This window comes from Aeromonas sp. 62-46 (assembly GCF_001898585.1).
GTDB lineage: Bacteria > Pseudomonadota > Gammaproteobacteria > Enterobacterales > Aeromonadaceae > Aeromonas > Aeromonas caviae.
The window spans coordinates 47,564-72,404 of record NZ_MKUI01000005.1; the positions used below are offsets into that span (position 1 = coordinate 47,564).

At 61.8% G+C, this 24,841-nt stretch carries 19 protein-coding genes and 1 tRNA gene; 9 read left to right on the top strand and 11 right to left on the bottom strand.

Features of this window, described 5'->3' with window-relative positions; all coding sequences use genetic code 11:
* Positions 1–29 precede the first annotated feature (29 nt).
* Positions 30–106: transfer RNA gene (locus BGO64_RS02125), tRNA-Trp, on the bottom strand.
* Between the two features lie 202 nt (positions 107–308).
* Here BGO64_RS02125 and BGO64_RS02130 point away from each other — a divergent pair.
* The 4 genes from BGO64_RS02130 to BGO64_RS02145 all read left to right on the top strand — a co-directional run bounded on the left by BGO64_RS02130 (position 309) and on the right by BGO64_RS02145 (position 3,238).
* Entirely contained in the window at positions 309–851 is a 543-nt protein-coding gene (locus tag BGO64_RS02130; protein WP_227263204.1) for a hypothetical protein, read from the top strand.
* 274 nt (positions 852–1,125) lie between these two features.
* Complete coding sequence (gene pyrB / locus BGO64_RS02135; RefSeq protein ID WP_010676005.1) at positions 1,126–2,046, top strand: aspartate carbamoyltransferase; 921 nt, start codon at positions 1,126–1,128, stop codon at positions 2,044–2,046.
* Between the two features lie 16 nt (positions 2,047–2,062).
* Positions 2,063–2,527: an aspartate carbamoyltransferase regulatory subunit gene (gene pyrI, locus BGO64_RS02140; RefSeq protein WP_010676006.1), complete on the top strand. Its 465-nt coding sequence runs from the start codon at positions 2,063–2,065 to the stop codon at positions 2,525–2,527.
* 219 nt (positions 2,528–2,746) lie between these two features.
* The gene (locus BGO64_RS02145; protein WP_039039633.1) at positions 2,747–3,238 is read left to right on the top strand and encodes an arginine repressor; all 492 of its coding nucleotides are present in this window, start codon (positions 2,747–2,749) and stop codon (positions 3,236–3,238) included.
* 154 nt (positions 3,239–3,392) lie between these two features.
* Here BGO64_RS02145 and BGO64_RS02150 read toward each other — a convergent pair whose 3' ends face one another.
* The 4 genes from BGO64_RS02150 to arcA form a co-directional block, all read right to left on the bottom strand.
* Positions 3,393–4,799 carry a YfcC family protein gene (locus BGO64_RS02150; protein ID WP_041214260.1) on the bottom strand — a complete coding sequence of 469 codons (1,407 nt, stop codon included), beginning with the start codon at positions 4,797–4,799 and terminating at the stop codon, positions 3,393–3,395.
* A 121-nt stretch (positions 4,800–4,920) separates the two neighbouring features.
* Positions 4,921–5,925, bottom strand: coding sequence for an ornithine carbamoyltransferase (gene argF / locus BGO64_RS02155; RefSeq protein WP_041211943.1), 1,005 nt, complete (start codon positions 5,923–5,925; stop codon positions 4,921–4,923).
* 78 nt (positions 5,926–6,003) lie between these two features.
* Positions 6,004–6,930: a carbamate kinase gene (gene arcC, locus BGO64_RS02160; protein ID WP_039039634.1), complete on the bottom strand. Its 927-nt coding sequence runs from the start codon at positions 6,928–6,930 to the stop codon at positions 6,004–6,006.
* A 62-nt stretch (positions 6,931–6,992) separates the two neighbouring features.
* Complete coding sequence (gene arcA, locus BGO64_RS02165) at positions 6,993–8,213, bottom strand: arginine deiminase (RefSeq protein ID WP_010676011.1); 1,221 nt, start codon at positions 8,211–8,213, stop codon at positions 6,993–6,995.
* Positions 8,214–8,959: 746 nt separating this feature from the next.
* On the opposite strand from arcA, the gene BGO64_RS02170 reads away from it, so the two are divergent.
* On the top strand, positions 8,960–9,136 hold the full coding sequence (locus BGO64_RS02170; protein ID WP_010676012.1) for a hypothetical protein: 177 nt from the start codon (positions 8,960–8,962) through the stop codon (positions 9,134–9,136).
* A 742-nt stretch (positions 9,137–9,878) separates the two neighbouring features.
* Here the strand turns inward: BGO64_RS02170 and BGO64_RS02175 are convergent.
* The 6 genes from BGO64_RS02175 to BGO64_RS02200 all read right to left on the bottom strand — a co-directional run bounded on the left by BGO64_RS02175 (position 9,879) and on the right by BGO64_RS02200 (position 20,199).
* On the bottom strand, positions 9,879–11,612 hold the full coding sequence (locus tag BGO64_RS02175; RefSeq protein ID WP_010676013.1) for a methyl-accepting chemotaxis protein: 1,734 nt from the start codon (positions 11,610–11,612) through the stop codon (positions 9,879–9,881).
* A gap of 57 nt (positions 11,613–11,669) precedes the next feature.
* On the bottom strand, positions 11,670–12,680 hold the full coding sequence (mglC, locus tag BGO64_RS02180; RefSeq protein WP_010676014.1) for a galactose/methyl galactoside ABC transporter permease MglC: 1,011 nt from the start codon (positions 12,678–12,680) through the stop codon (positions 11,670–11,672).
* Positions 12,681–12,695: 15 nt separating this feature from the next.
* A complete protein-coding gene (gene mglA, locus BGO64_RS02185) occupies positions 12,696–14,216 on the bottom strand; it encodes a galactose/methyl galactoside ABC transporter ATP-binding protein MglA (protein ID WP_010676015.1) in 1,521 nt (506 codons plus the stop codon).
* Positions 14,217–14,269: 53 nt separating this feature from the next.
* Positions 14,270–15,256 (bottom strand): galactose/glucose ABC transporter substrate-binding protein MglB, encoded by a 987-nt coding sequence (mglB, locus tag BGO64_RS02190; RefSeq protein ID WP_010676016.1) that lies wholly within the window; start codon positions 15,254–15,256, stop codon positions 14,270–14,272.
* Between the two features lie 219 nt (positions 15,257–15,475).
* Entirely contained in the window at positions 15,476–18,550 is a 3,075-nt protein-coding gene (locus BGO64_RS02195; protein ID WP_286700089.1) for a beta-galactosidase, read from the bottom strand.
* A 644-nt stretch (positions 18,551–19,194) separates the two neighbouring features.
* The gene (locus BGO64_RS02200; protein ID WP_010676018.1) at positions 19,195–20,199 is read right to left on the bottom strand and encodes a substrate-binding domain-containing protein; all 1,005 of its coding nucleotides are present in this window, start codon (positions 20,197–20,199) and stop codon (positions 19,195–19,197) included.
* Between the two features lie 216 nt (positions 20,200–20,415).
* On the opposite strand from BGO64_RS02200, the gene galE reads away from it, so the two are divergent.
* The 4 genes from galE to BGO64_RS02220 are packed head-to-tail and all read left to right on the top strand — an operon-like array spanning position 20,416 to position 24,777.
* Positions 20,416–21,429 carry a UDP-glucose 4-epimerase GalE gene (gene galE / locus BGO64_RS02205; protein ID WP_134997206.1) on the top strand — a complete coding sequence of 338 codons (1,014 nt, stop codon included), beginning with the start codon at positions 20,416–20,418 and terminating at the stop codon, positions 21,427–21,429.
* Between the two features lie 49 nt (positions 21,430–21,478).
* Complete coding sequence (locus tag BGO64_RS02210) at positions 21,479–22,537, top strand: UDP-glucose--hexose-1-phosphate uridylyltransferase (RefSeq protein ID WP_286700090.1); 1,059 nt, start codon at positions 21,479–21,481, stop codon at positions 22,535–22,537.
* Positions 22,534–23,682: a galactokinase gene (gene galK, locus BGO64_RS02215; RefSeq protein ID WP_042882341.1), complete on the top strand. Its 1,149-nt coding sequence runs from the start codon at positions 22,534–22,536 to the stop codon at positions 23,680–23,682. The genes BGO64_RS02210 and galK overlap by 4 nt, the downstream gene beginning before the upstream one ends.
* 27 nt (positions 23,683–23,709) lie before the next feature.
* A complete protein-coding gene (locus BGO64_RS02220) occupies positions 23,710–24,777 on the top strand; it encodes a galactose-1-epimerase (protein ID WP_286700116.1) in 1,068 nt (355 codons plus the stop codon).
* The last annotated feature ends 64 nt before the right edge of the window (positions 24,778–24,841 follow it).

The window sequence follows — 24,841 nt, forward strand, 5'->3', positions numbered from 1 at the left end:
CAGCTCAATGAGCTGGCCTTTCTGAAAAATGGCAGGGGCGGCAGGACTCGAACCCGCAACCATCGGTTTTGGAGACCGCTGTTCTACCAATTGGAACTACGCCCCTGCAACAAACGAGGCGTAGTATACAAAGCGGAGGTCAAAGGTAAAGGCTTTTTTTCTCACTTTCGATGCGATCGAACAAATGACGACCAGATCCCCGCAATTCCAACAAGGAGCGGGGGTAAGCTGCTGTATTTGCAGCCCCGACGGGGTAGGAATGGGACACAAATGGGGGTAGGGTGAAACCAGGCTCAGGGAGGCTGCCCATGCTCAATTACCGACTGCTGCAACAGCTTGCGCCCCTCAACTTCCGGGATGAGCGCAAGACGGAGACCCTGGCCGACTATCTGGACAGAGTCTCTCCCCTGGTGCCCTCCATTCCCTCCAATGTGCTCGCCCAGTGGATTTACCGCCATTGGCGCGGTTTTGAATCCAACTGGAGCTTTATCGATCTCGCCAGCCACCAGTTCGAGTGCGAGCACTGGCCCACCGCGCAGATTATCGAGCAGATAGACTCCCGCCACATGGAGGTGATCGATCGCTGGGGCGAGATGCTGCGCAGCAACCGCTACGTGCGCCGCTCCTGGCTCGGCGATGACATGCTGCGCCGGGGCACCTGGTCCGAGCCTGTCATCGTCCTCGCCACCGCCCCGGGAACCTGCTACCCGGACGGTCACCCCCTGCCCCATCCCTACTGCCTGCTGGAGGGGCACCACAGGCTCGGCTACCTGCGCAGCATGGCCGCCGATGGCGCTCCTTTGCAGACGCAGCACGCACTCTGGATTTGTCGACCCGTTCGCGACACTTAAACGTTTTTCTGGGCAAATCCTGCCTCTGAAATAAATTTTTGACAATTCAAAAACCAGCCCTATAATCGGTGCGGTTTTGAAAAAGGTCGGGACAGGACAATGCCGTTTTTGATGAAAAAAGCAGCCTTGCAGACGGGTGGAGCGCACCAGAGCGGCCCCGTTGTTTCCGGTTCCCGTCCCACAGATCCCCCGTTTTTTTTGAAAAGAGCCCCTGTTTCAGGGGCTTTTTTTTGTGCCGGAAAAACCTTCATTGATGCCAAAGGGAATGCAGACGATGACCAATCCACTCTATAACAAACACGTCATCTCCATCTCGGATCTGACCCGGTCCGACATGGAACTGGTGGTCGCCACCGCACAGCGGTTGAAGGCCGAACCCGACAGCCGCCTGCTGAAAGACAAGCTGGTCGCCAGTTGCTTCTTCGAAGCCTCCACCCGCACCCGTCTCTCCTTCGAGACCGCGGTCCAGCGCCTGGGCGGCAACATCATCGGCTTCGCCGACGGCGGCAACACCAGCGCCAAGAAGGGCGAGACTCTGGCCGACTCCATCAAGATCATCAGCTCCTACACCGATGCGGTGGTGATGCGCCACCCGAAGGAAGGGGCAGCCCGTCTGGCCTCCGAGTTCTCCCGGGTGCCGGTCATCAACGGCGGTGACGGCTCCAACCAGCATCCCACCCAGACCCTGCTCGACCTCTTCTCCATCCACGAGACCCAAGGCAAGCTGGACGGCCTCAACGTCGCCTTCGTCGGTGACCTCAAGTACGGCCGCACCGTCCACTCCCTGGCCCAGGCCCTGAGCCTGTTCAACTGCCGCTTCTTCTTCATCTCCCCGGAGGCGCTGGCCATGCCGGACTACCTCTGCGAGGAGCTGGAAGAGAAGGGCATCCGCTTCAGCGTGCACGAGACCATGGAAGAGGTGATGCCGGAGCTCGACATCCTCTACATGACCCGCGTCCAGAAGGAGCGCTTCGACGAGACCGAGTACAAGCACATGGCCGCCAAGTTCGTGCTGGAGCTGGCGACCCTGGAAGGGGCCAAGCCCACCATGAAGATCCTCCATCCCCTGCCCCGGGTTGACGAGATCGAGGTCGCCGTCGACAAGACCCCCCACGCCTACTACTTCCAGCAGGCGGAGAACGGGGTCTATGCCCGCCAGGCACTGCTGGCACTGGTACTGAACGAAACCGTCTAAGGGAAAGGGGAACATCATGTCCGAGAAGAACCAACTGCAAGTCGAAGCCATCCGTCACGGCTCCGTCATCGACCACGTCCCCGCCGGCCAGGGCATCAAGATCCTCAAGCTGTTCCAGCTGATCGAGACCCAGGAGCGGATCACCGTCGGCTTCAACCTCAAATCCGGCGCCCTCGGCAAGAAGGATCTCATCAAGATCGAGAACACCCGTCTGACCGAGCAGCAGGCCAACCAGCTCGCCCTGTTCGCCCCCAAGGCGACCGTCAACATCATCGAAGACTTCGTGGTGGTGAAGAAGCACCAGCTGGCGCTGCCGGAGTTCATCGAAGGGGTCTTCCACTGCCCCAACTCCAACTGCATCTCCCACAACGAACCGGTGGAGAGCTACTTCCGGGTGCGCGAGGTGAAAGGGGCGGTGCGGATGAAGTGCAAATACTGCGAGAAGTCCTTCACCCAGGACATCGTCAGCGAACGCTACTGATTGCCTGCCGACAAAAAGATATCCATGTGGGCCCCATCGGGCCCATTTTTGAACCCTGTCACATCACTTATTCCCCCTTTGGTTATAATTTGCCATCCCGTAATGGATATACCTCGCTCATCCCCTGCTTGAGTGCTCCTCATTAGTGTTTTTCGCTATGAAAAGCCGGAACGACAGACTGGGCGAGACCGCCATCGCTCATCGCCAAAGGAAGTCGCCATGGTCAACACCCTCAGCCGCCCAGCAGAACCAGAGTCCGACCTGGCCCAGCTCGACGCCTGCCGCCAGATCATCGGCCAGCACTGTTACAGCACCCAGGAGGAGATCCGCCGCGAGCTCTCCGCCCGCGGTTTTGCGGACATCAGCCAGTCCACCATCTCCCGCCTGCTGCGCCGTCTCGGGGTCGCCAAGGCCCAGAACGCCAACGGCAAGAAGGTCTACACCCTGGTGGACGAGCAGCTGGAGCCCGCCGGCAGCACCCGCTCTATCCACGACATGGTGCGCGCCGTGGTCCACAACCAACAGATGGTGCTGGTGCATACCACCCCGGGGGCCGCTACCGTGGTGGCTCGCCTGCTGGATCGCAACGCCAATCCCGAGATCCTGGGGGCCGTGGCCGGCAACGACGTGGTACTGATCGCCCCGCGCCACATCAGCCGAACCCGCCAGGCTCACGCCGCCGTGGTGCGCACCCTGGAAAACGCCCGCTGACCCCTGCTGGATGCCAGAAGGCGACCCCGGGGTCGCCTTTTAGTTGCCCGCGCGGCAAGGAGCCAAGCCACGTGAGAGGCCGGGCGCCCCGCCTTGCCAGCCATAAAAAACGGGAGCCCCAGGCTCCCGTTGTTGTCCCTATGTCTGTCGGCATTCATGCCAGCACGGCGCCCAGGCTCAGGCAGAGCACGATCAGCACGGTCAGCATGCCGAGCAGCGGGGCCACCCACTTCAGCCAGCGCACATAGGGCACCTTGGCAATGGCCAGCCCCCCCATGACCACGGCGGAGGTCGGGGTCACCAGGTTCACCAGGCCGGAAGCGGACTGGTAGGCGGTGACCACCAGCTCGCGGCCCACGTTGGCGAAGTCGGCGAGCGGCGCCATGATCGGCATGGTCAGCACCGCCAGACCGGAGGAGGACGGCACCAGGAAGGAGAGCACCACTTCCAGCACGAACATCACGTTGATGAACACCACGGTGGAGAGGCCGGTCACGATCCCTTCTGCGCTGTGCAATATGGTGTGGGTGATCATGCCGTTGTCCATCACCACCACGATACCGCGAGCGATACCGATGATGAGGGCGACGCCGAGCAGGTCACGAGCACCGTCGATGAAGTTGGAGGTCAGCTCCTCTTCGCTCATGCGGGAGATGACACCGACGATGATGGCGGCGGCCAGGAAGACGCCGGAGATCTGCGCCATCCACCAGCCCAGCACGGCCACCCCGTAGATCATCACGGCGAAGGCGGCGACGAAGATGCCCAGCACGATCTTGCGGGTGGTGGTGAACTCCAGCATCTGGTCGCTCTTGTTGCCAAGGAAGTGGGCACGGTTCTCTTCCCACTTGTCGGCCACCAGGGACTTGCTGGGATCGCTTCTCACCATTTTGGCGTAACGCATCACATAGGCCACGCAGATCAGCCAGCCGGCCACCAGCATGGCGACCCGCAACCAGATGCCGTCGGTGAAGGAGATGCCGGCCGCGTTGGCGGCGATCACGGTGGCGAACGGGTTGATGGTGGAGCCCAGGGTACCGATACCGGCTCCCAGCAGCACGGTCGCGGCAGCCACGACAGGGTCGAAGCGGGCCGCCATCATCACCGGCACCAGCAAGGTATAGAACGGCAGGGACTCTTCCGCCATGCCGTAGATGGTGCCCCCGGCGGCGAACAGCGCCATCAGGATGGGGATCATCCACTCTTCACGGCCACGCAGGCGATCGGTGACGCGCTCGATACCAGCATCGATGGCACCTGTCTTGGTCACTATGCCAAGGAAGCCACCGATGATCAGGATGAAGAGGGAGACGTCGATGGCGCCAGCCTCATAGGTGTCGTGGTTGTAGAGACCATCGATGGGTGCCAGCAGCACGTCGACTATCCCCTGGGGATTGGCATCCACCAGTTTGTAGGTACCGGCCACCGGCACTTCCTTGCCGAGGGCCTCGTTCATGGTCATCTCGTATTTGCCGGCCGGCACTATCCAGCTCAGGGCGGCCACCAGGGCGATCAGCACAAACAGTATCGTGTAGGCTGACGGGAACTTGAATTTGGTCATGGTCCAGCTTCCTTCTGTGGGTGTGGTATCCATGCAGGCTGCGGGTCGTAGGGTTGGAGGTATTATGCCGCTGTCACATGGTTGAAAAGCCGGGGGTCACCCCCCGGCACCACTGACGACGTCAGTCGCCCAGCGTAGCCACCATCACTGCCTTGATGGTGTGCATCCGGTTTTCCGCCTCGTCGAACACGATGCTGTGCTCGGATTCGAACACGTCCTCGGTCACTTCCAGGCCCTTCATGCCATATTTGTCGGCCACTTCCTTGCCCATGGTGGTCTCGTCGTTGTGGAACGCCGGCAGGCAGTGCATGAACTTCACATCCGGGTTCTTGGTGGCGTTGATGACGTCCATGTTGACCTGATACGGGGTCATCAGTTTCACCCGTTGATCCCAGGCTTCCTTCGCTTCACCCATGGAGACCCAGACATCGGTGTAGAGGAAGTCGGCACCCAGCACACCCTCTTTCACGTCTTCGGTCAGGTGGATGCGCGCACCGGTCTCTTCGGCGATGAGGCGGCAGGTGGCAACCAGCTCCTCTTCCGGCCAGAAGGCTTTCGGCGCCACCAGGCGAATGTCCATGCCCATCTTGGCAGCGCCGACCATCAGGGAGTTCCCCATGTTGTTGCGGGCGTCCCCCAGGTAGGCGAACTTGATCTGATCCAGGCGTTTGCCCTTGCCGTGCTCCAGCATGGTCATGAAGTCCGCCAGGATCTGGGTCGGGTGGAATTCGTTGGTCAGGCCGTTCCAGACCGGTACACCGGCGTGGGCCCCCAGCTCTTCCACGATCTCCTGACCGTAGCCACGGTATTCGATACCGTCATACATGCGACCCAGCACCCGGGCGGTGTCCTTCATGGACTCCTTGTGACCGATCTGGGAACCGCTTGGGCCGAGGTAGGATACTTGCGCGCCCTGATCGAAGGCCGCCACTTCAAACGCACAACGGGTGCGGGTGGAGGTCTTCTCGAAAATCAGGGCAATGTTTTTGCCGGTCAGGTGTTTACGCTCATAGCCACCGTATTTGGCTTTCTTCAGGTCGATGGCCAGATCGATCATGTATTGGATTTCGCGCGGGGTGAAGTCAAGCAGTTTCAGGAAGTTACGGTTACGCAGATTAAAAGCCATGATGAGTTCTCTCTATATTTGTTCAGACCAATTTGGCAGTGTTATTGACTACGCAGTTGTTCAGACCAGAGCCTTGGCTCAGGCATTGACGGTATTGGTGGCGACGATGTTGGTGCCGGCTTCCCCCTTGAGGATGGCGAGGCCATCTTCCAGGGAGCCGATGCCGACCATGCCGCCGGTCGCCTTGACGAATTCACAGGAGGCTTCGACCTTGGGTCCCATGGAGCCGGCATCGAACTTGACCCCGGCCAGCTCGTCCGGGCTGGTGACCCGCAGCGGACGCTGGGTCGGTTTACCCCAATCCAGATAGACGGCATCGGCATCGGTCAGGATCAGCAGGGCGTCGGCCTTGATCTGCTTGGCCAGGTAGGCGGCTGACATGTCCTTGTCGATGACGGCTTCGATGCCGGTCAGGCTCTGGCCATCCCAGGTCACCGGGATGCCACCACCGCCGGTACAGATGATGAGGTGACCCTGGGCGATCAAGGTTTCGATGGCGTCGCCTTCGACGATGCGCTGGGGCAGCGGGGACGGCACCACGCGGCGGAAAAACTTGCCGTCTGCCTTGACCACCCAGTGCTTCTCGGCAGCCAGAGTGCGGGCTTCCGCCTCTTCGTAGACGGGGCCGATAAATTTGGTCGGATTGGCAAACGCCGGATCCTGGGGATCAACCTGCACCTGGGTCAGCAGCGCGGTGACGTTGCGGCTCGGCATCAGGTTCTTCAGCTCCTGGATCAGCATGTAGCCGATCATGCCCTGGGACTCGGCACCCAGCACATCCAGGGGATAGGGAGAGACCTTGGTGTAGGCGCTGTTTTGCAGGGCCAGCAGGCCGACTTGCGGGCCGTTGCCGTGCACCAGCACCACGTTGTAATCCTCGGCGATGCGGGCGATGGTCTTGGCGGCGGTGGCGATGTTCTTGCGCTGGATGTCGGCTTCCAGAGGTTCACCGCGGCGGAGCAGGGCATTGCCCCCCAGGGCGACGACGACAGTTGGTTTTTTCATGGGTGTTACTCTCGAATTCTGGTGTGTGTGGCGCCAGCCTCTGCCGGCGCCACGCCGTCTTGTCAGATGCCGTCGCGTTCCATCGGGCAGCTCATGCAGCGGGCACCGCCGCGGCCACGTCCCAGCTCTTCACCCGGGATGGGCAGCACAGTGATGCCGGCCTTGTCGTACTTCTCGTTGGTGTAGGTGTTGCGCTCGTAACCCACCACCACGCCGGGGCGCACGGTCAGCACGTTGTTGGCGTCGTTCCACTGCTCCCGCTCGGCCTCGAAGCTGTCGCCGCCAGTGGTGATGAGCCTGAGCTGATCCACCCCCAGCGCCTTCTCGATGGCGGTCACGAAGTAACCCTCTTCCTTGATGTTCATCCCGGTGGCACCGCCCGGGGTCAGGCTCCAGCAGTTCACATCCTTGCGGATGACTTCCGGATAGACGGAGAAGGTGTCGACATCCATGTGGGTCATGACGGTGTCGAGGTGCATGCAGCTGCGGTGTTTCGGCAGCTCCATGGCGATGACCTGCTTGGCCTGACCGTGCTTGAACAGGCTGCGGGCCAGATGCTCCACCCCTTGCGGCGTGGTGCGCTCGGACATGCCGATGAGCACGGCGCCTCGGCCGATGACCAGGACGTCGCCCCCTTCGATGGTGGAGTTGTCGTAGTCGCGCTCCTCGTCACCGAAGTACTTGATGAACTCCTGACCGGCAAACTGCGGGTGCCAGCGGTAGATGGCCTTCACGTGGTTGGTCTCGCGACGACGGGCGGCCTTGGCCATGGGGTTGATGGAGACGCCGCCATAGACCCAGCAGGAGGTGTCGCGGGTAAAGAGGTGGTTGGGCAGCGGTTCGATGATGAAATCGGTCGGGGCATGCATGCCGACCACCATGTTGACGCCGCTGTAGGGCATCTCGGAGTAGGTGAGGCCGCCGGAGAGGATGCGGGCCAGCTCGCGGTGAGGCATGTCCGCCAGGAAGCAGCGCACGTCGTTGGCCAGGGCAGTGCCGAGGCGATAGTCGGAGACCTGGTGTTGCAGCAGCCAGGCTTTGGCTTCCGGCACGTCCAGGGTTTCCGCCAGCAGATTGGTCAGGAGGAAGACTTCGACATTCTGATCGCGCAGTACCTGAGCGAATTTGTCGTGCTCCTGACCGGCACGTTCCACGGACAGGACGTCGTCAAACAGCAGATCCTGGCAGTTGGAAGGGGTCAGACGCTTCAGACTGAGGTTGGGGCGGTGCAACATGACACGGCGCAACTGGCCAACTTCAGAACCTACATAAAATTTGCTCATGATGATATTCCGTCTAGCTGTGGTCCCTGCGAGTGATTGAATAGATTCCTTCTATTCAGGCTCGTGGCTAAGGCGGGATATTCTTTATGTAGGGTACTCGGCTTATGTTCTATCCTGCCCTTGCCTTTCGACGCAGAGATTAGGTCTGGCAACTCCACCAAACTTGGACATTGATCACATTCACCCGAGACTGCATAAATTCAGAAGTTAATTTATGATGGAGTTTACATATCTGACATTTCCCTCACCCTCCATCCGGCATAAATACGCAATAAGGCCCCAATATATTCCACAAAGAGCGCAATTTCATTCATCCATGATATCCAGAAATGGATAGCCACCAATAAAAAACATCAAATAAATCATTACATTAAAATCAAAATGCTCATTTTTTGAATAAACTTCACCCAACTTTGAATTTATCCTCGCTTATCATCCCGTTTGCTCTCACATAAATAATCACCTGCTCCTTTATCGCTGAATAATCCATCTCTTGTCCCAGATCATGGCGGCCTGCCCGGGCCAGATGGCGAGCCTCATCGCCAAGCCGTGTGCACTATCTCTTTTATATGGATATGCATTTTGCACGCATCCTGATGGCGGCTTTTTCACCGACCGGAGTGCAACCGGGATTCAAAGTTTTTTCATTAGTTGAATTTTTTCAGTCACCTTGCGCCGATTTCGGGTTCGCCTTAACTCAAAAAGTGATGCTCGTCACATTCGTTCCCGTCACCAAGGAGATAACCATGAAGATCCCGTCGCTGTTTCTGCTCGTCGCCCTGGTCCTGCCCATGACACCGGCCCTGGTGCATGCTCAGGGAGCCCCCGCCATGCCGCTGGTGGTCTGTCACGTTGACCAGGCACCCCAGATGCTGGTCCCCGCCTACCTATGCCAATGGTACGGTGGCAGCCAGCACCCCTGACCCTCTCGCCCAAGGGGAGGCGATCTCCTCTTGGGTCACCCCCGCTTTCCCTCCTTTATCTCCTGAATGGGATCCGGACCACGCCACCTGCATCATGCCCGTTGCCCTCCTCCACCCTCATCTGCGATCGACACTGACCGGTCTCCCCGGATTCTGAACCGCAGTTAAACGCCTTGTGAGATATTCGCCATCGACTGCGTAAGTAAAGTGCCAACAAAATTCTCGCCATAGTCGGAAGATGCGCGTGAAAAAACAGCATGAGAGATCATTAAAACCATGATTTTAAAAAAGATAACCTCATTATCCTTTCGCGGGAAACCAGTTTGAATAAAACGTTTTTCAGCATGTCATTGTCGCCCTGCGCGAAATCCTTATAGTTACTCCTGCACGGACGCAATGAAGTCGGTCAGGAAGACTGGCTGCCAGGGTTGGGCAAATGGACTCACCACAGGATGTGGTAAAGGACACCTCCCAGGACGGAGAAAGTGCGACGGGAACGGATGACTCGTCAGGCCATGATGGCTAAAGGACACCCCAAAGGATTGGGAAGGGGAAACCTAAAGGAAGAGGTATAGTCAGGGATTGCAGGGAGCAACTTCGTTCAAGGATATGAGCGATAAGACTATCGGGGGCGACGCAAGTCGCCCCCATCTTTTTTGGGTATTTTTCACGTCTGCCCGCTGATGGGTCACCCCGGCCACGATATTGCTGGCCAGGGTACCCGGGACTCGCCCAGCCGGCGCTATTCCAGCCGGAAGTGCCCCACTATCTCCCGCAGCCTGTCATAGGTGCGCTGCATGGCGTTCGAACTGTCCACGGTGCGCTCGCCATTCCCCTTGAGCTGGGTGATCACCTCGGCGATGGCACTCATGTTGCGATTGATCTCCTCGGCAACGGCACTCTGCTCCTCCGCGGCCGTGGCGATATGGCTGATGAGATCGTTGATCTCCACCACTTCTCCTGCCATCAGATCCAGTGACGCATTCACCTTGCTGGTGTTTTCCGCCGCATCCTGGCAACTCTGCCGGGTGTTGCCCATGGCGGCCACCACGGTCTGGGTGCCCCGTTGCAGCCGGGTCAGCATGGTCTGGATCTCGGCAGTGCTCTTCTGGGTGCGTCCCGCCAGAGAGCGCACTTCGTCCGCCACCACCGCAAACCCCCGCCCCTGCTCACCAGCCCGGGCCGCCTCGATGGCAGCGTTGAGGGCCAGCAAGTTGGTCTGCTCTGCGATGCCACCGATGACCCCGAGAATCGAGCCTATCTGCTGCACATCCTGCTGCATGGCTTCGATGGAGTGTGCCGTGGTCTCTACCTCCGTCACCAGCGCAGTGACGCTGGCCATGGCCTGATCCACCACCTGACGAGACTGGTTGGCCAGTTGCTGGCTCTGGCCGGTCAGCTGGGCAGTATTGGCCGCGCTCTCCGATACCGAGACGGCAGTACGGCTCATCTCGTTGATGGCGGTGACCACCTGTTCGGTCTCCCGCACATGCTCCGCCAGCAGGCCCTGGGCTGACCCCGTCTGCCTCGCCAATGCCGATATCCCTTCATTGAGCTGGCCGCTCGCTTGTCTCACCTCCCCCATCATGCCCTGCAACTGCTCGATGAAGCGGTTGATGCCCGCCGAGATCTGGCCGAGATCATCCTTGCTGGTCACCGTGAGCCGGCGGGTCAGATCCCCATTGCCCTGGGAGAGCTCCTGTACCAGGTCGCGCAGGGAGAGGATGGGTCTATAGGCCAGGTTGAGGGCCACCATGGAGAGGGCCAGTACCAGCGCCGCCACTCCGAGCAGGGCCAGGGTGATCTTGCCGTTGAGCGCCTGGGTCATGGCCCGGATATAGTCGAGATCCACATAACCGGTCAGGGTCCACTCGCTGCCGCGAATATCCAGCTTGTTGGGGCGGCTCTCGCTCTCTCCCTGAGGCTTGCTGCTGTAGAGCACCTGTCCCTGACTGTCGGTGAGGGAGAAGTAACGCCCTTCCCCGCTTACCTTGGTCAGCAGCGTCTTGAACTCGCTCATGTCGAGGTAGTAGAGGTAGGCGGAGTCGGCACCGCGCGGCACCAGGATGGAGATGACGGGTTTGCCGTCCAGCTGCTCCAGCGGGCTGACGGTGATCTGGTTGTTGGCGGCGGGGATCAGCTTGCGCAGGGCGTCAACCCTGGCCTTGTCGTCGATGACCCCGTTCGCGTCGAATGCCATGTCGCCAATGAGCTTGACGATGTTGTGAAAGCCGGTCTCCTGCAGCGCCTTCTTGACGCTGGTCACCCCGAGGTTCAGGTTGGCGGCCAGCAGCACCTTCTGGTTGATGTCACCCGCCAGCTTCTCCCTGACCAGGGTGATCTGCTCGTTGATGTTCTGGGTGGCCTGGGTGCGGATGTAGCCGCTGATGAAGTGGTTGACGCTGAACCAGGCGGTACCGATGGTGACCAGAATGGCGAGCAGCAACAGCACGTTGATTTTGACTTTGAATGCCATGGTATGGGTCCCTCCAAAGAGAAAGGGCCGGGATGACCCGGCCCTCCCTGCCAATGCTTACTTCTTCTTGGCGTACTTCATGGAGTCCAGGGCTACCGCCAGGATGATGATGCCGCCCTTGATGATGAACTGCCAGTAAGGGCTGACACCGATGTAGGTCAAACCATAGTTGATCAGCGTGAAGATAAGTACGCCGGTGATCACACCCGCGACAGTTCCCACACCGCCGGCAAACGAAACGCCCCCCACCACGCAGGCCGCGATGGCATCCAGCTCATACATGAAGCCGAGGTTGTTGGTGGCACTGCCGATCCGCCCCGCTTCCAGCATGCCGCCGAAGGCGTAGAAGACACCGGCCAGGGCATAAATGACCACCAGGTTGACGGCGACGTTGACGCCGGACACCTTGGCCGCTTCCGGGTTGCCGCCGATGGCGAAGATGTTCTTGCCAAAGCGGGTCTTGTTCCACAGCACCCAGACGAAGACGCTGGCGATGGCCGCATAGAAGGTCAGGTACGAGAGCTTGAACCCGCCAATCCGGATGAAGCCCTGCGCAAAGTTGGAGAAGCGAGGATCAAACCCGGCCACCGGGGAAGCCCCCACGGAGTCGAAATAGAGGGAGTTGATGCCGTAGACGATGATCATGGTGCCCAACGTAGTGATGAAGGGCGTCACGTTCAGGTAGGCGACGATCAGGCCGTTGACCAGACCAATCAGGGCCCCCACCACGCACACCAGCAGGATCACCGCCGGAATGGGCACCTCCCCCAGGGTGGGGAAGACCTTGTTGACGTTGGTCAGGGCCTGCAGCATGGTGGCCGCGATCAGCGCCGCCAGGCCGACCTGGCGACCGGCCGACAGGTCAGTACCCTGGGTGATGATGATGCCCGCCACCCCGAGGGCGATGATGACCCGTACCGAGGACTGGGTCAGGATGTTGCTGAGGTTGGTGAGGCTGAGGAAGGAAGGCTCCTTGATCACGATGATCATGAGCAACACCAGCAACACCACATAGATGCCGTTCTCTTTGAGCGCCTGCATCAGATTGAAATTTTTAGCCGACTCCATAATGTCTTCCTGTCTTTATAGGTACAGAGATGCCAGGCGCAGGATCTCGCTCTGGTCAGTTTCTTTGGTGTTGACGATCCCCGCGACCCGGCCATTGCTCATGACCATGATGCGGTCCGTGATGCCGAGCAGTTCCGGCATTTCGGAGGAGATGATGACGATGCCCTTGTCCTTCTTCGCCAGCTCCAGGATGAGCTGGTAGATCTCGAACTTGGCGCCGACGTCGATACCCCGGGTCGGTTCATCCAGCATCAGGATCTCGGGCTGGGTCAGCAGCCAGCGACCGATGATCACCTTCTGCTGGTTGCCACCGGAGAGGGAGCCGATCTGGGTCTGCTGGGTCGGTGTCTTGACCCGCATGGAGTCGATGACCCACTGGGTATCGCTCTTCATCTTGTTGTCGCTGAGCAGCCCCATGGATCCCTTGTAGTTGTCCATGTTGGCGATCAGGGAGTTGAAGGCGATGTCGAGGCGTGAATAGATCCCGGTGGAGCGGCGCTCCTCGGTCACCAGGGCGAAGCCATTCTGGATCGCCTCGTGGGCGTTGTGGTTCGCCACCTCTTTGCCGTGCAGCTTGATGGTCCCTTCGCTGCGATCGCGGATGCCGAACAGGGTCTCCACGATGTCGGTGCGCTTGGCCCCCACCAGACCGGCGATGCCGAGGATCTCCCCCTTGTGCAGGTTGAAGGTCACGTCCTTGATGGAAGGCTGGTTCTTGGCCGTCAGGTGCTCGACCTCGAGGATCACCTCTTTGGGCTGGTTGGTTTTTTCCGGGAAGCGCTGGGTGAGCTCGCGGCCGACCATCATGCCGATGATCTGATCCATGGTCATGCCCTTGAGGGGCTGGGTCGCCACCCACTGGCCATCCCGCAATATGGTGATCTCGTCACAGAGCTGGAAGATCTCTTCCATCTTGTGGGAGATGTAGACGATGCCGCACCCCTTCTCCTTGAGCTTGTTGATGATCTTGAAGAGGTGGTTGACCTCTTTCTCGGTCAGGGAGGAGGTGGGTTCGTCCATGATGACGATCTTGGCGTCATAGGAGAATGCCTTGGCAATCTCGATCATCTGCATCTGGGAAACTGACAGGGTGCCGACCTTGACCCTGGGGTCGATGTCGATGTCCAGCTCCTCGAAGATATGCTTGGTGTCCTGATACATCTTGCCGTGGTCGACAAACAGTCCCTTGGTGGGATAGCGGCCGAGCCACATGTTGTCCATCACGGTGCGTTGCAGTACCAGGTTCAGCTCCTGGTGCACCATGGAAACGCCATTCTCCAGCGCCTCTTTGGACGAGGTGAAGTTGATCTCCTGTCCCTTGAAGAAGATCTTGCCCTGATCCTTCTCGTAGATGCCGAACAGGCACTTGAGCAGCGTGGACTTCCCTGCGCCATTCTCGCCCATCAACGCATGCACAGAATGAGGACGGACCCGTAAATTGACATTATCGAGTGCCTTGACGCCAGGAAAGCTCTTACTGACGTCAATCATCTCCAACAGCCATTCTGATTGTTGCCGTGTTGTCATATCAGCCATCACATCTGGTTGAAAAGAGGGCAAGGGGATCTCCCTTGCCCTGAGGGGAGGAATTACTCGAATTGGGACAGGTTGTCTTTGTCTACGCCCACGTAGGCAACGCGGACGACCTTGTTGTCGATCTTCCAGTTGGTGCCTTCACCGGCCGGCTTGCCTTCGGCCAGGTTCTTGGTCAGCTCGAAGGTGGCCTTGGCCTGGTTGGCCGCATCGTTCAGCACGGTACCGGCCATGGCACCGCTCTTGACCATGGCCAGGGCTTCCGGCAGGGCGTCAACACCGAACACCGGGATGGCGGTCTTGCCCTGGGCCTTCAGGGACTCCACGGCGCCCATCGCCATGCCGTCGTTGTTGGCGATGACTACTTCGATCTTGTTGGCGTTCGGACCGGAGATCCAGGCGTCCATCTTGTCCTTGGCCATGGCGGTATCCCACATACCGGTATCCATGTGCAGTTGCTCGGTCTTGATGCCGCCATCGTTCAGGGTCTTGACGACGTAGGTGGTGCGTGCTTCCGCATCCGGGTGGCCAGGCTCACCCTTGAGCAGCACGAACTGGATGACGCCATCCTTGTTCAGATCCCACTCGGGGTGCGCTTTCCAGTGCTTGGCGATCAGCTGGCCCTGGATGATACCGGACTCCTTGGAGTCGGTGCCCACGTAGTAGGCCTTGTCATAGCTGGCCAGGTCGGCCGCGCTCGGTTCCTTGTTGTAGAAGACCACGGGGATCTCGTCCGCACGGGCCTTCTCAATCACGACAGGGGCCGCCGCCGGGTCAACCAGGTTGATGGCCAGGGCCTTCACGCCCTTGGCCAGCAGTACATCGATCTGGTCGTTCTGCTTGGACTGGTCGTTCTGGGAGTCGTTCATCAGCAGTTCCACACCCGGGGTGGCCGCCGCTTCTTTCTCGATGGCCTTGCGCACCACGGCCATGAAGTTGTCGTCGTACTTGTAGACGGTGACCCCGATACGGGTATCGGCCTGGGCTTGGGCTCCCGCCATCAGTCCCATCAGCAAGGTGGCAACTGTCGTGAGTTTTTTCATTGTTATGCTCCGATCTCTATCTGTTTTTTGTAGGGAATGCTGTACACCGTTTGAGCTGGCGCCAGCCTAATGTAATCAGTTTGTTGTGAGGCGGTCTGTGATCCTGGCAACAAAATGAAAACGTTTACACTCTGTTACATAGCCGTAATATTGTTAAAAATTAAATAGTTACGTGAGAAACTGCCTTTGGGTCTCGCCATCTCGCGACGGCGGGTCCGGCTAGCTCAGACGGCAGTGCCACTGATAACGACCCGGCAACAGCCAGAACTCGGGCCGCACGCTCTGGCTCCAGGAGTCGTCGCCTCCCACCCCCATGTGGAAGCCATCGAGGCACAGGTGCGTGCCCCCCAGAGCCACCAGATCGGTCTGGTGACGGGCTTCGGTCAGCTGCTGCTGACTGTAGCGGCTGACACTGAAGTGGAAGCGCCCCTCCACCACCAGATCCCCCAGTTGCAGTGCGCGGGTATCGCAGCGCAGTCCGTTGTCGGTGGGGAAGACATAAGGGGTGTGCAACGCCTCGATGGGCAATTGCCAGCGACCGAGATCAGCGGCGAGCCGGCGATCCGGGTAATTCTCGTGGGGGCCAAGCCCCAGCCAGCTCACCGGGGCACCTTCGGCCGGTTCATCAGCCAGCCAGAGCCGGGCACCGATGCGCGGCAGGGAGGGCATGTCGGCGGCCACCTCCACCTCGATGGCGAGGTGCATGGCGCCCTCCCCGTCCATCCTGTGATGCCAGCGGGTCAGGATCTTCGGCTCGTCACCCACGAAGTAGCCGTGGTGCGCAGTGATAAGACCCAGCTCCGGACTCGCCTCCAGGCCGAGACAGCGGTGCTGCAGATCATTGAGTCCGGCCTCCTGCCAGCGGGCAATCCAGGCGTTGGGATCGGCGTGATCCGCCTCGCTGGTGCCGATATCGTTGTCGAGCGGCGCCCGATAGAAGTGATCGGCGATGGCGTCGCGCAGCCGCTCGCGGCCCTGCTTCTGCCAGCTGACGATGCGACCACTGGCCTTGTCGAGCTGCCACAGGGAATCTGCGGCGCCAAGCACCCAGTGATCGCGCTGCTCGGTCAGGCTGACCGCCGGGCAGGCCGACGGCAGCGCCAGGGGCGCGGGCAACAGGCATTGCTGGCGAGCCACCTCGTGACCCGCTCCGGCCCAGGCCGTGGCGGTGGGCTGCACGATGGCGAGATCCAGCCAGGCGAGCGCCCCCGGCGCAAAGGCCGGCAGTTGCTCCAGCAGGGTCAGCGTCACGCTCCCCCGGGGAGCCAGCTCGAGCGGGCATTCACCCTGGCTCACCACCACGCCGTCTTCACACAGACGCCACTGCAGAGTCTCGTTATCCGTCTCGCGGAACAGGTATTCGCTGCGGATCTCCACCGTCAGCGGCTGGCGACCCTGCAGGGTAAGAACAAAGGGCTGCTGGGCACGCCGGGCTTCAAACAGGGAGGGATGGGGGGTGCGATCGGGGAACAGCAGGCCGTTGCAGCAGAACTGGCGATCGTTGGGAGTGTCGCCGAAGTCGCCACCATAGGCCCAGAAATGGCGGCCATCGTCGGTCTGCTTGTCCAGCCCCTGATCGACCCAATCCCAGACAAACCCACCCTGCAGCCGCGGATGATCGCGAAATGCCTGCCAGTAATGGGCATAGCCCCCCAGGCTGTTGCCCATGGCGTGGGCGTATTCGCACAGGATCAGCGGCCGGGTCTCTTCCGGCAGGCCGATCCACTTGGCCAGCGCCCACTTGGGCACCGCCGGGAAGGGTTGATCTTGGTGGGTACGGGCATACATGGGGCAGATGATGTCGGTGGCCGGGGTGTCGGCCCCGCCCCCTTCGTACTGCACCGGGCGGCTGGGATCCGCCCCCTTCACCCAGCGATACATGGCGTCGTGGGCCGGACCATAACCGGATTCGTTCCCCAGGGACCAGATGATGATGCAGGGGTGGTTGAAGTCCCTGGCCACCATGCGGGTGACCCGCTCCAGGAAGGCGTTGATCCAGGCGGGATCCCGCGCCAGCCGCCCCATGGGGGTCATGCCGTGGGTCTCCAGGTTCGCCTCGTCCACCACATAGAGGCCGAGCCGGTCGCACAGGCGATAGAGCTCGGGGTGATTGGGATAGTGGGAGCAGCGCACCGCGTTGAAGTTGTGCCGCTTCATCAGCAGCAGATCCTGCTCCATGTCGGCCGGGGTCACCACGTGACCCGTGGCGGGATGGTGTTCATGGCGATTGGCACCACGAATCAGCAGGGGTTGGCCGTTGACCCGCAGCAGGCCGCCACGGATCTCCACCGCCCGAAAACCCACGTCATGGGCCTCGCTCTCGAGGACGCTTCCCTGCTCGTCCAGCAGGGTCAGGGTCAGGCGATAGAGGTGCGGGGTCTCGGCGCTCCACTTGTGTGGGGCCGTTACCGTCAGGCACAGCTCGGCGCGATCGTCATACACCCCTTTCTCGTCGATGGCCTGGGTGCCGATCTGCTGGCGCAGGGTCGCGACCCGCTCGTCGCCATCATAGAGGTTGGCCTCCACCGACAGACCGGCTCCGTTGGCCGCCTGCAATTCAACCTTGAGGCGGGCATCCCGGTAGCAGGCGTCGAGCTCTGGCGTCACCCGGATATCCATCAAATGACGGGTCGGTTTGTGCAGCAGGCTGACGGAGCGGAAGATGCCGCTCATGCGCCACATGTCCTGATCTTCCAGATAGGAGCCGTCAGACCAGCGCAGCACCAGGACGGCGAGGCGGTTGGCCCCGGCCTGAAGGAAGGGGGTCAGATCGAATTCCGCCGGCAGCCGGCTGTCCTGGGAGTAACCGACCCAGTGGCCGTTGCAGAAGAGATGAAACGCGCTGTCCACCCCGTCGAAAATGATCCGGGTCTGCCCCTCGGCCAGCCAGTCCGCAGCAACGGTGAACTCGCGGGAGTAGCAACCGGTGGGGTTCTCGGCAGGCACCCGCGGCGGGTCGCAGGGAAAGGGGTACTTGATGTTGGTGTAGATGGGCACATCCGTGACGGGTCGCGCCCCCGGGTAGGCCGCAGCCAGTTGCCAGTTGCCCGGCACCTTGATGGGGCAGGCATCCGGCAGATCCTCCACCAGCCACTGCTCCGGCACCCGCTCCGGGGCCTCGAACCAGGAGAACTGCCACTCGCCGTCCAGCAGCAGGCGGGAAGGTGACAACCCCCCTATCCTGGCTTCCCCTTCACTGCGCCAACTGGACAAGGGGGTATGGGCTGGCAACCGGTTCACGGCGGTGATCCCCTGGGTCTGCCAATCCTGACGGGCCACTATCTCCCTGAGCATGCTTCACTTCTCCCTGCATTCACGCTGAAAACCACTGCAGTGTAGGAGAGTTTTGCCCGGTGATCGGCGATCCCGCTCACACAGATGTAAACGATTACACTCGTTTTGTTAAGTAAAACGGAGTAAAAATCGGATAAATCCGAGTAAATAACCCCACGGGGGAAAAGCGGACCTTCGGAAGGGCAAAAGATGCCCGGGAGTGTGAAACCGGGAGGCAATGGCCGAACCAGCTGAGCAAGCCATGGCAAAGACCCGACATCACGCCCCCCCCGCTCCATCAGGCGTTGGAGCGCCTCAACCCAGTTCCGGGCACACAGCCCGGCCTCTCGAAGGAGTGTGCAGAGACCACGAGAGCCCCTGCCCGGCGCAGAGAAAGCCATGGCAGGCGTCTGGCAGGATCTGGCCGGAAGTGAGGCTCGGCAGGCCGGGGGAGAGGGGCTCGTGACAGACGAGCGGGAAGAGCTGCCGAGTTCGGCAGGCAGGGAGCGTGAGGGGACGGTTGTCACTCCTCAGGCAACCCTCTGTGGTCTGCGCTAGCCATGCTCTGAGCTATCTATCGTCTGAGCTATGGGGGGCGCGTTATGGGCTGCAGTACGGGTTCGCCAGGTGCAGCGCTTGCGCCGACGGGGGCGCAAGCGCTGCGATCAGGACCTGACGGGAGCGACCGAATGGCGGTTGATCAGGGTGGGGGTATAGATGCGACTCTGCACCGATTCGCTCTCCCCTGCGGCGAGTTGCAGCGCCAGCTTGGCCGCCTGGGCCGCCATCAGCTCGATGGGATAGCGCATGGTGGAGAGCTTGGGTCTCAGGTATCTGGCGTAGATGATGTCATCGAAGCCCACCACAGAGACCTCTTCCGGCACCTTGAGGCCGTTGTCCGCCAGCACAGAGATGGCCCCTGCCGCCATGGCGTCGTTGTAGGCCACCACCGCCGTGATGGGCAACCCCTTGGCCAGCAGGTTGAGCATGGCGCGCTCGCCCCCCTCTTCATTGGGCATGCCGCTCTCCACCAGCTCGGGATCGGCGAAGACCTCCGCCTCCGCCAGGGCATCCTGATAGCCCTGATGGCGCAACAGCGCATCCTCGATGGCGTGATCCGAGCTCAGGAAGGCGATATGGCGGTGGCCGAGATCCAGCAGATGACGGGTGGCGGTCGCCGCACCCTGGCGGTTGTTGAGAGCGATGCAGCGCCCCCTCAGACTCGGAATGTCGCGGTTGATCAGCACCATGCCGGGGGCGCGCAGGGCGTAGTCGACCAGCTCCTCGTCGCCAAGCGCCTTGCTGTGCACCACCAGTGCCTCGCAGCGTTTGCCGATGAGCAGCTCGATGGCCTCCCGCTCCTGCTGGGCGCGGTGAAAACCATTACCCATCAACAGGTGCAAGCCCTGCTCCACCGCCACCGCCGCGACCCCTTTGACCAGGGCGCCGAAGAAAGGATCCGCCACGTCACCCACCACCACTCCCATGGTGTCACAGGTCTGGCTGACCAGGGCCCGCGCGTTGGCGTTGGGGGTATAGCCCAGCTCGGCCATGGCCTTCAGCACCACCTCGCGGGAGGCGGCACTGGCCTTGGGTGAGTTGTTCATCACCCGTGAAACCGTTGCCACTGACACATTGGCCAAACGGGCGACATCCTTGATGGTGCTCATGCTGTTTTCACTTATTTCACGCTGCAACTGGCCGCATTATACCGTTCAATGTCACTGATAACAGGGGGAAAAATCAGAACTTGCCACATTGGTCGATGAAAACAAGTGTAATCGTTTACACATATTTGTTAAGCAGCTCACAGTTTGCCCGTCAGCCCCTCGGCTAGACTCCTGCTCAGGCTTTCCTGATGCGAGGAGTTGAGGGTGGAACAACGGATGAAAGTACTGGTCACCGGCGGTTGCGGCTACATCGGCAGCCACACCTGTCTGGCCTTGCAGGCCGCAGGCATGGAGCCCGTGGTGGTGGACAACCTCTGCAACAGCAAGGCGGGCGTCCTGACCCGTGTCGCCGCCATCAGCGGGCGCGAGCCCCGCTTCTACGAAGGGGACATCCGTGACCCGGCCCTGCTGGATCGCATCTTCAGCGAGCAGCACATCGACGCCGTGATCCACTTCGCCGCCCTCAAGGCGGTCGGCGAGTCGACCCGCATCCCGCTGGACTACTACGAGAACAACCTGAGCGGCACCCTGGTATTGCTGCAGGCGATGAAACGGGCCGGGGTACGCAATCTGGTGTTCAGCTCGTCGGCCACCGTCTACGGCGATCCCGCCAGCACCCCGATCCGGGAGGATTTCCCGCGCAGCGCCACCAACCCCTACGGCCGATCCAAGCTGATCATCGAGGAGATCCTCGAGGATCTGCAGCGGGCCGAGCCCCACTGGAGCATGACCCTGCTGCGCTATTTCAACCCCGTCGGCGCCCACGAGTCCGGCACTCTGGGGGAGGATCCCCAGGGCATCCCCAACAATCTGATGCCGTTTTTGACCCAGGTCGCCATCGGCCGGCGCGACTGCCTCTCGGTCTTTGGTAACGATTACCCAACCATCGACGGCACCGGGGTGCGCGACTACATCCACGTGATGGATCTCGCCGAAGGGCACGTCAAGGCTCTGGAACACTGCGCCGGACGGGGCGGTGTCCACGCCTACAACCTGGGCACGGGCCAGGGCCAGAGCGTGTTGCAGATGGTCGCGGCGTTCGAGGCCGCCTGCGGTCGGCCCCTTCCTTACCGGATCGAGCCACGGCGCCCCGGCGACATCGCCGAGTGCTGGGCCGATCCCGCCAAGGCCGCTCGGGAACTGGACTGGCACGCCAGCCGGGATCTCGCCGCCATGTGCGCCGACAGCTGGCGCTGGCAGTCCGCCAACCCCAATGGTTACGAGGCGTAGGCCCTGGCCTGCGCCTTCGGATGTATTCAACTCACAGACTGGAGTGATGATGTTCAACCCCGTTGATCACCCCCACCGCCGCTTCAACCCGCTCACCGGCCAGTACGTGCTGGTCTCCCCTCACAGGGCCAAGCGCCCCTGGCAAGGCCAGGTCGAGAAGGTGAGCCTGGCGCCGAGCCAGGCCCATGATCCCGACTGCTTCCTCTGTGCGGGCAACACCCGGGTGACCGGCGATATCAACCCCGACTATCAGGGCACCTTCGTCTTTACCAACGACTTCGCCGCCCTGATGCAGGACACCCCGGCCGCTGACGCGGCGCCGGATCCCCTGCTGAAGCTGGAAGCCGCCCGGGGCACCAGCCGGGTCATCTGCTTCTCGCCGGATCACGGCAAGACCCTGCCCGAGCTGCCCCTGCCCGCCATTGAAGGGGTGATCACCACCTGGATGGACCAGGTGGCCGAGCTCTCTGAACAGTGGGAATGGGTCCAAGTCTTTGAAAACAAGGGCGCCGTCATGGGCTGCTCCAACCCGCACCCTCACGGCCAGCTCTGGGGCAGTGACTTCCTGCCCAACGAGATTGCCCGGGAAGAGGCGCACCAGCGCGCCTGGCTGACCGAACACGGCCGCCCCCTGCTGCTGGACTATGTGGAGCGGGAGCTGGCGGATCGCTCCCGCATCGTGGTGGAGACGGCCCACTGGCTGGCGGTGGTGCCCTTCTGGGCGGCCTGGCCGTTCGAGACCCTGCTGCTGCCCAAGGCCCATGTCCCCTCCATGCTGGATCTCACCCGGGAACAGCAACAGGACCTGGCCATCGCGCTCAAGGAGCTCACCAGCCGCTACGACAACCTGTTCCAGTGCAGCTTCCCCTACTCCATGGGCTGGCACTTCGCCCCGCCCCGTTCCGACTGCCCCGAGGCGTGGCAACTGCACGCCCACTTCTATCCGCCCCTGCTGCGCTCCGCCACGGTGCGCAAATTCATGGTGGGCTTCGAGATGCTGGCCGAAACCCAGCGCGATCTCACCCCGGAACAGGCGGCGGAACGGCTGCGCGCCCTCAGTCCCATCCACTACAACGACCAGAACCAGTCCAACGAGGAGGCCCTATGACCCCGAGCCAGCGCGTCAGCGCCGTGTTTGCCGAGCAGTTTGAGCAACAACCCGACCTGCTGGTTCGGGCTCCAGGCCGCGTCAACCTCATCGGCGAGCACACAGACTACAACGACGGCTTCGTGCTGCCCTGCGCCATCGACTACGAGACCTGCGTCGCCATCGGCCTGCGCGGAGACAACCTGGTCGAAGTGATCGCCGCCGACTACGACAACCAGCGCGACCGGTTCAGTCTCGATCAACCCATCGAGCACCACCCCAGCCAGCGCTGGAGCGACTATATCCGCGGCGTGGTGAAACACCTGCAGGCACGGGGCCACGCCCTGCGCGGCCTCAATCTGGTGGTCTCCGGCAACGTGCCCCAGGGGACGGGTCTCTCCTCCTCCGCTTCCCTGGAGGTGGCCATCGGCCAGGCCTTCAAGGAGGCCCAGGGACTGGCCATCAGCCAGGCGGAAATCGCCCTCAACGGCCAGCAGGCGGAGAACCAGTTCGTCGGCTGCAACTGCGGCATCATGGATCAGATGATCTCCGCGAGCGGCAAGCAGGATCACGCCCTGCTGCTCGATTGCCGTTCCCTGGAGACCCGGCTCATCCCCATGCCCACCGATCTGGCGGTGCTCATCGTCAACTCCAACGTGCGCCGCGGCCTGGTGGACAGCGAATACAACACCCGTCGCCAGCAGTGCGAAACCGCCGCCCGTCACTACGGGGTCAAAGCCCTGCGCGACCTGGATCTGGCGACGCTGGAAGCGGGCAAGGCCGGTCTGGACGAGGCCTGCTATCGCCGTGCCCGCCACGTGGTCGGCGAGAACGCCCGCACTCTGGCGGCGGCCGATGCGCTGGCACAGGGCGATCTGGTGCGCCTCGGTGAGCTGATGGGCCAGTCCCACGCCGCCATGCGCGATGACTTCGAGATCACCGTGCCCCCCATCGACGGCCTGGTGGAGATCATCAAGGCCCGGATCGGCAGCGAAGGCGGTGTGCGCATGACCGGCGGCGGTTTTGGCGGCTGCGTGGTCGCCCTGCTGCGCCCCGAGAAGGTGGCCGAGGTGATCGCCGTGGTGGAGGCGGAATACCCGGCCCGTTTCGGCCTCAAGGCGGACTGCTACGTCTGCCGTGCCAGCGCAGGGGCCGGCAGACTGTAACGCACGCCTGACAACGGGTGACGCCCCCTGCCCGGCACTCGCGACGCCGGCAGGGGGCGACGGGATCACGACGGGGAACCGCAAACCATGATGAGATTCGAGCTGGAAAACGAGGAGGGACTGCGGCTGCGCGGTCTCGCATACGGGGCCACCCTCACCTCCCTCACCCTGCCGGTGGCGGGAGAGCGGCGGGAGGTGCTGCTGGGCTGCGCCGACGAGGCCTACCTCACCCAGCAGGTATGGCTGGGGGCCGTGGCGGGGCGCTTTGCCAACCGCATCGGCGGCGCCCGCCTTGAGCGGGAAGGCCAGTGCTGGACGCTGGACGCCAACCAGGGGGCCAACTGCCTGCACGGCGGGCACGACGGGTTCCATCGCCGCACCTGGCAGATCAAGGAGCAGGAGGCGGACAGGGTCAAGCTGGCGCTCCTCTCCCGGGCGGGGGATCAGGGCTTTCCCGGCAATCTGAGGGTGAGCCTGGAGTATCGGCTGGAGCAGTGCGATCTGGTGGTCGACTTCTGCGCCAGCACGGACGCCCCCAGTCCGGTCAGCCTCACCAGCCACGCCTACTTCAACCTGGATGGCGGTGGCGACATCCGCCACCACACCATCAGCCTCGACGCCGACCGCTACCTGCCCACGGATGACCAGAGCCTGCCGCTGGCCATCGCCCCGGTGGAAGGCCCCTTCGATCTGCGCGCCCCCCGCCCCATCGGCCAGGCGTGGCTGGACCACCCCCAGCAGCAGTTGGCCAAGGGATACGATCACGCATTTCTGCTCAACAATAGCGATTTTGAGCCTGCTGATGAGCCGTTTGGTGGGTCCAATCAGCCATGGGCCGCCCGGGTGATCTCGGGGGATGGCAAGCTGGCGATGGCGGTCTACACCAACCAGCCCTCCCTGCAGTTCTACAGCGGCAACTGGCTGACCGGCACGCCGGATCGTCAGGGCCGACCCTACCGGGATTACGACGGCTTCTGCCTGGAGGCCCAGCAATTGCCCGACAGCCCGAACCGGCCCGCCCTCGGCGATCCCTGGTTGCTGCCGGGGCAGCGTTATCGCCACCAGACCCGCTATCGCTTTATTCCTGCCCCCTGACAGCCCCGCTCGGGCAGACGAAGGGGCCCGGGCGCGCCGCCACGTCATGGCTGCCCCGGCCCCG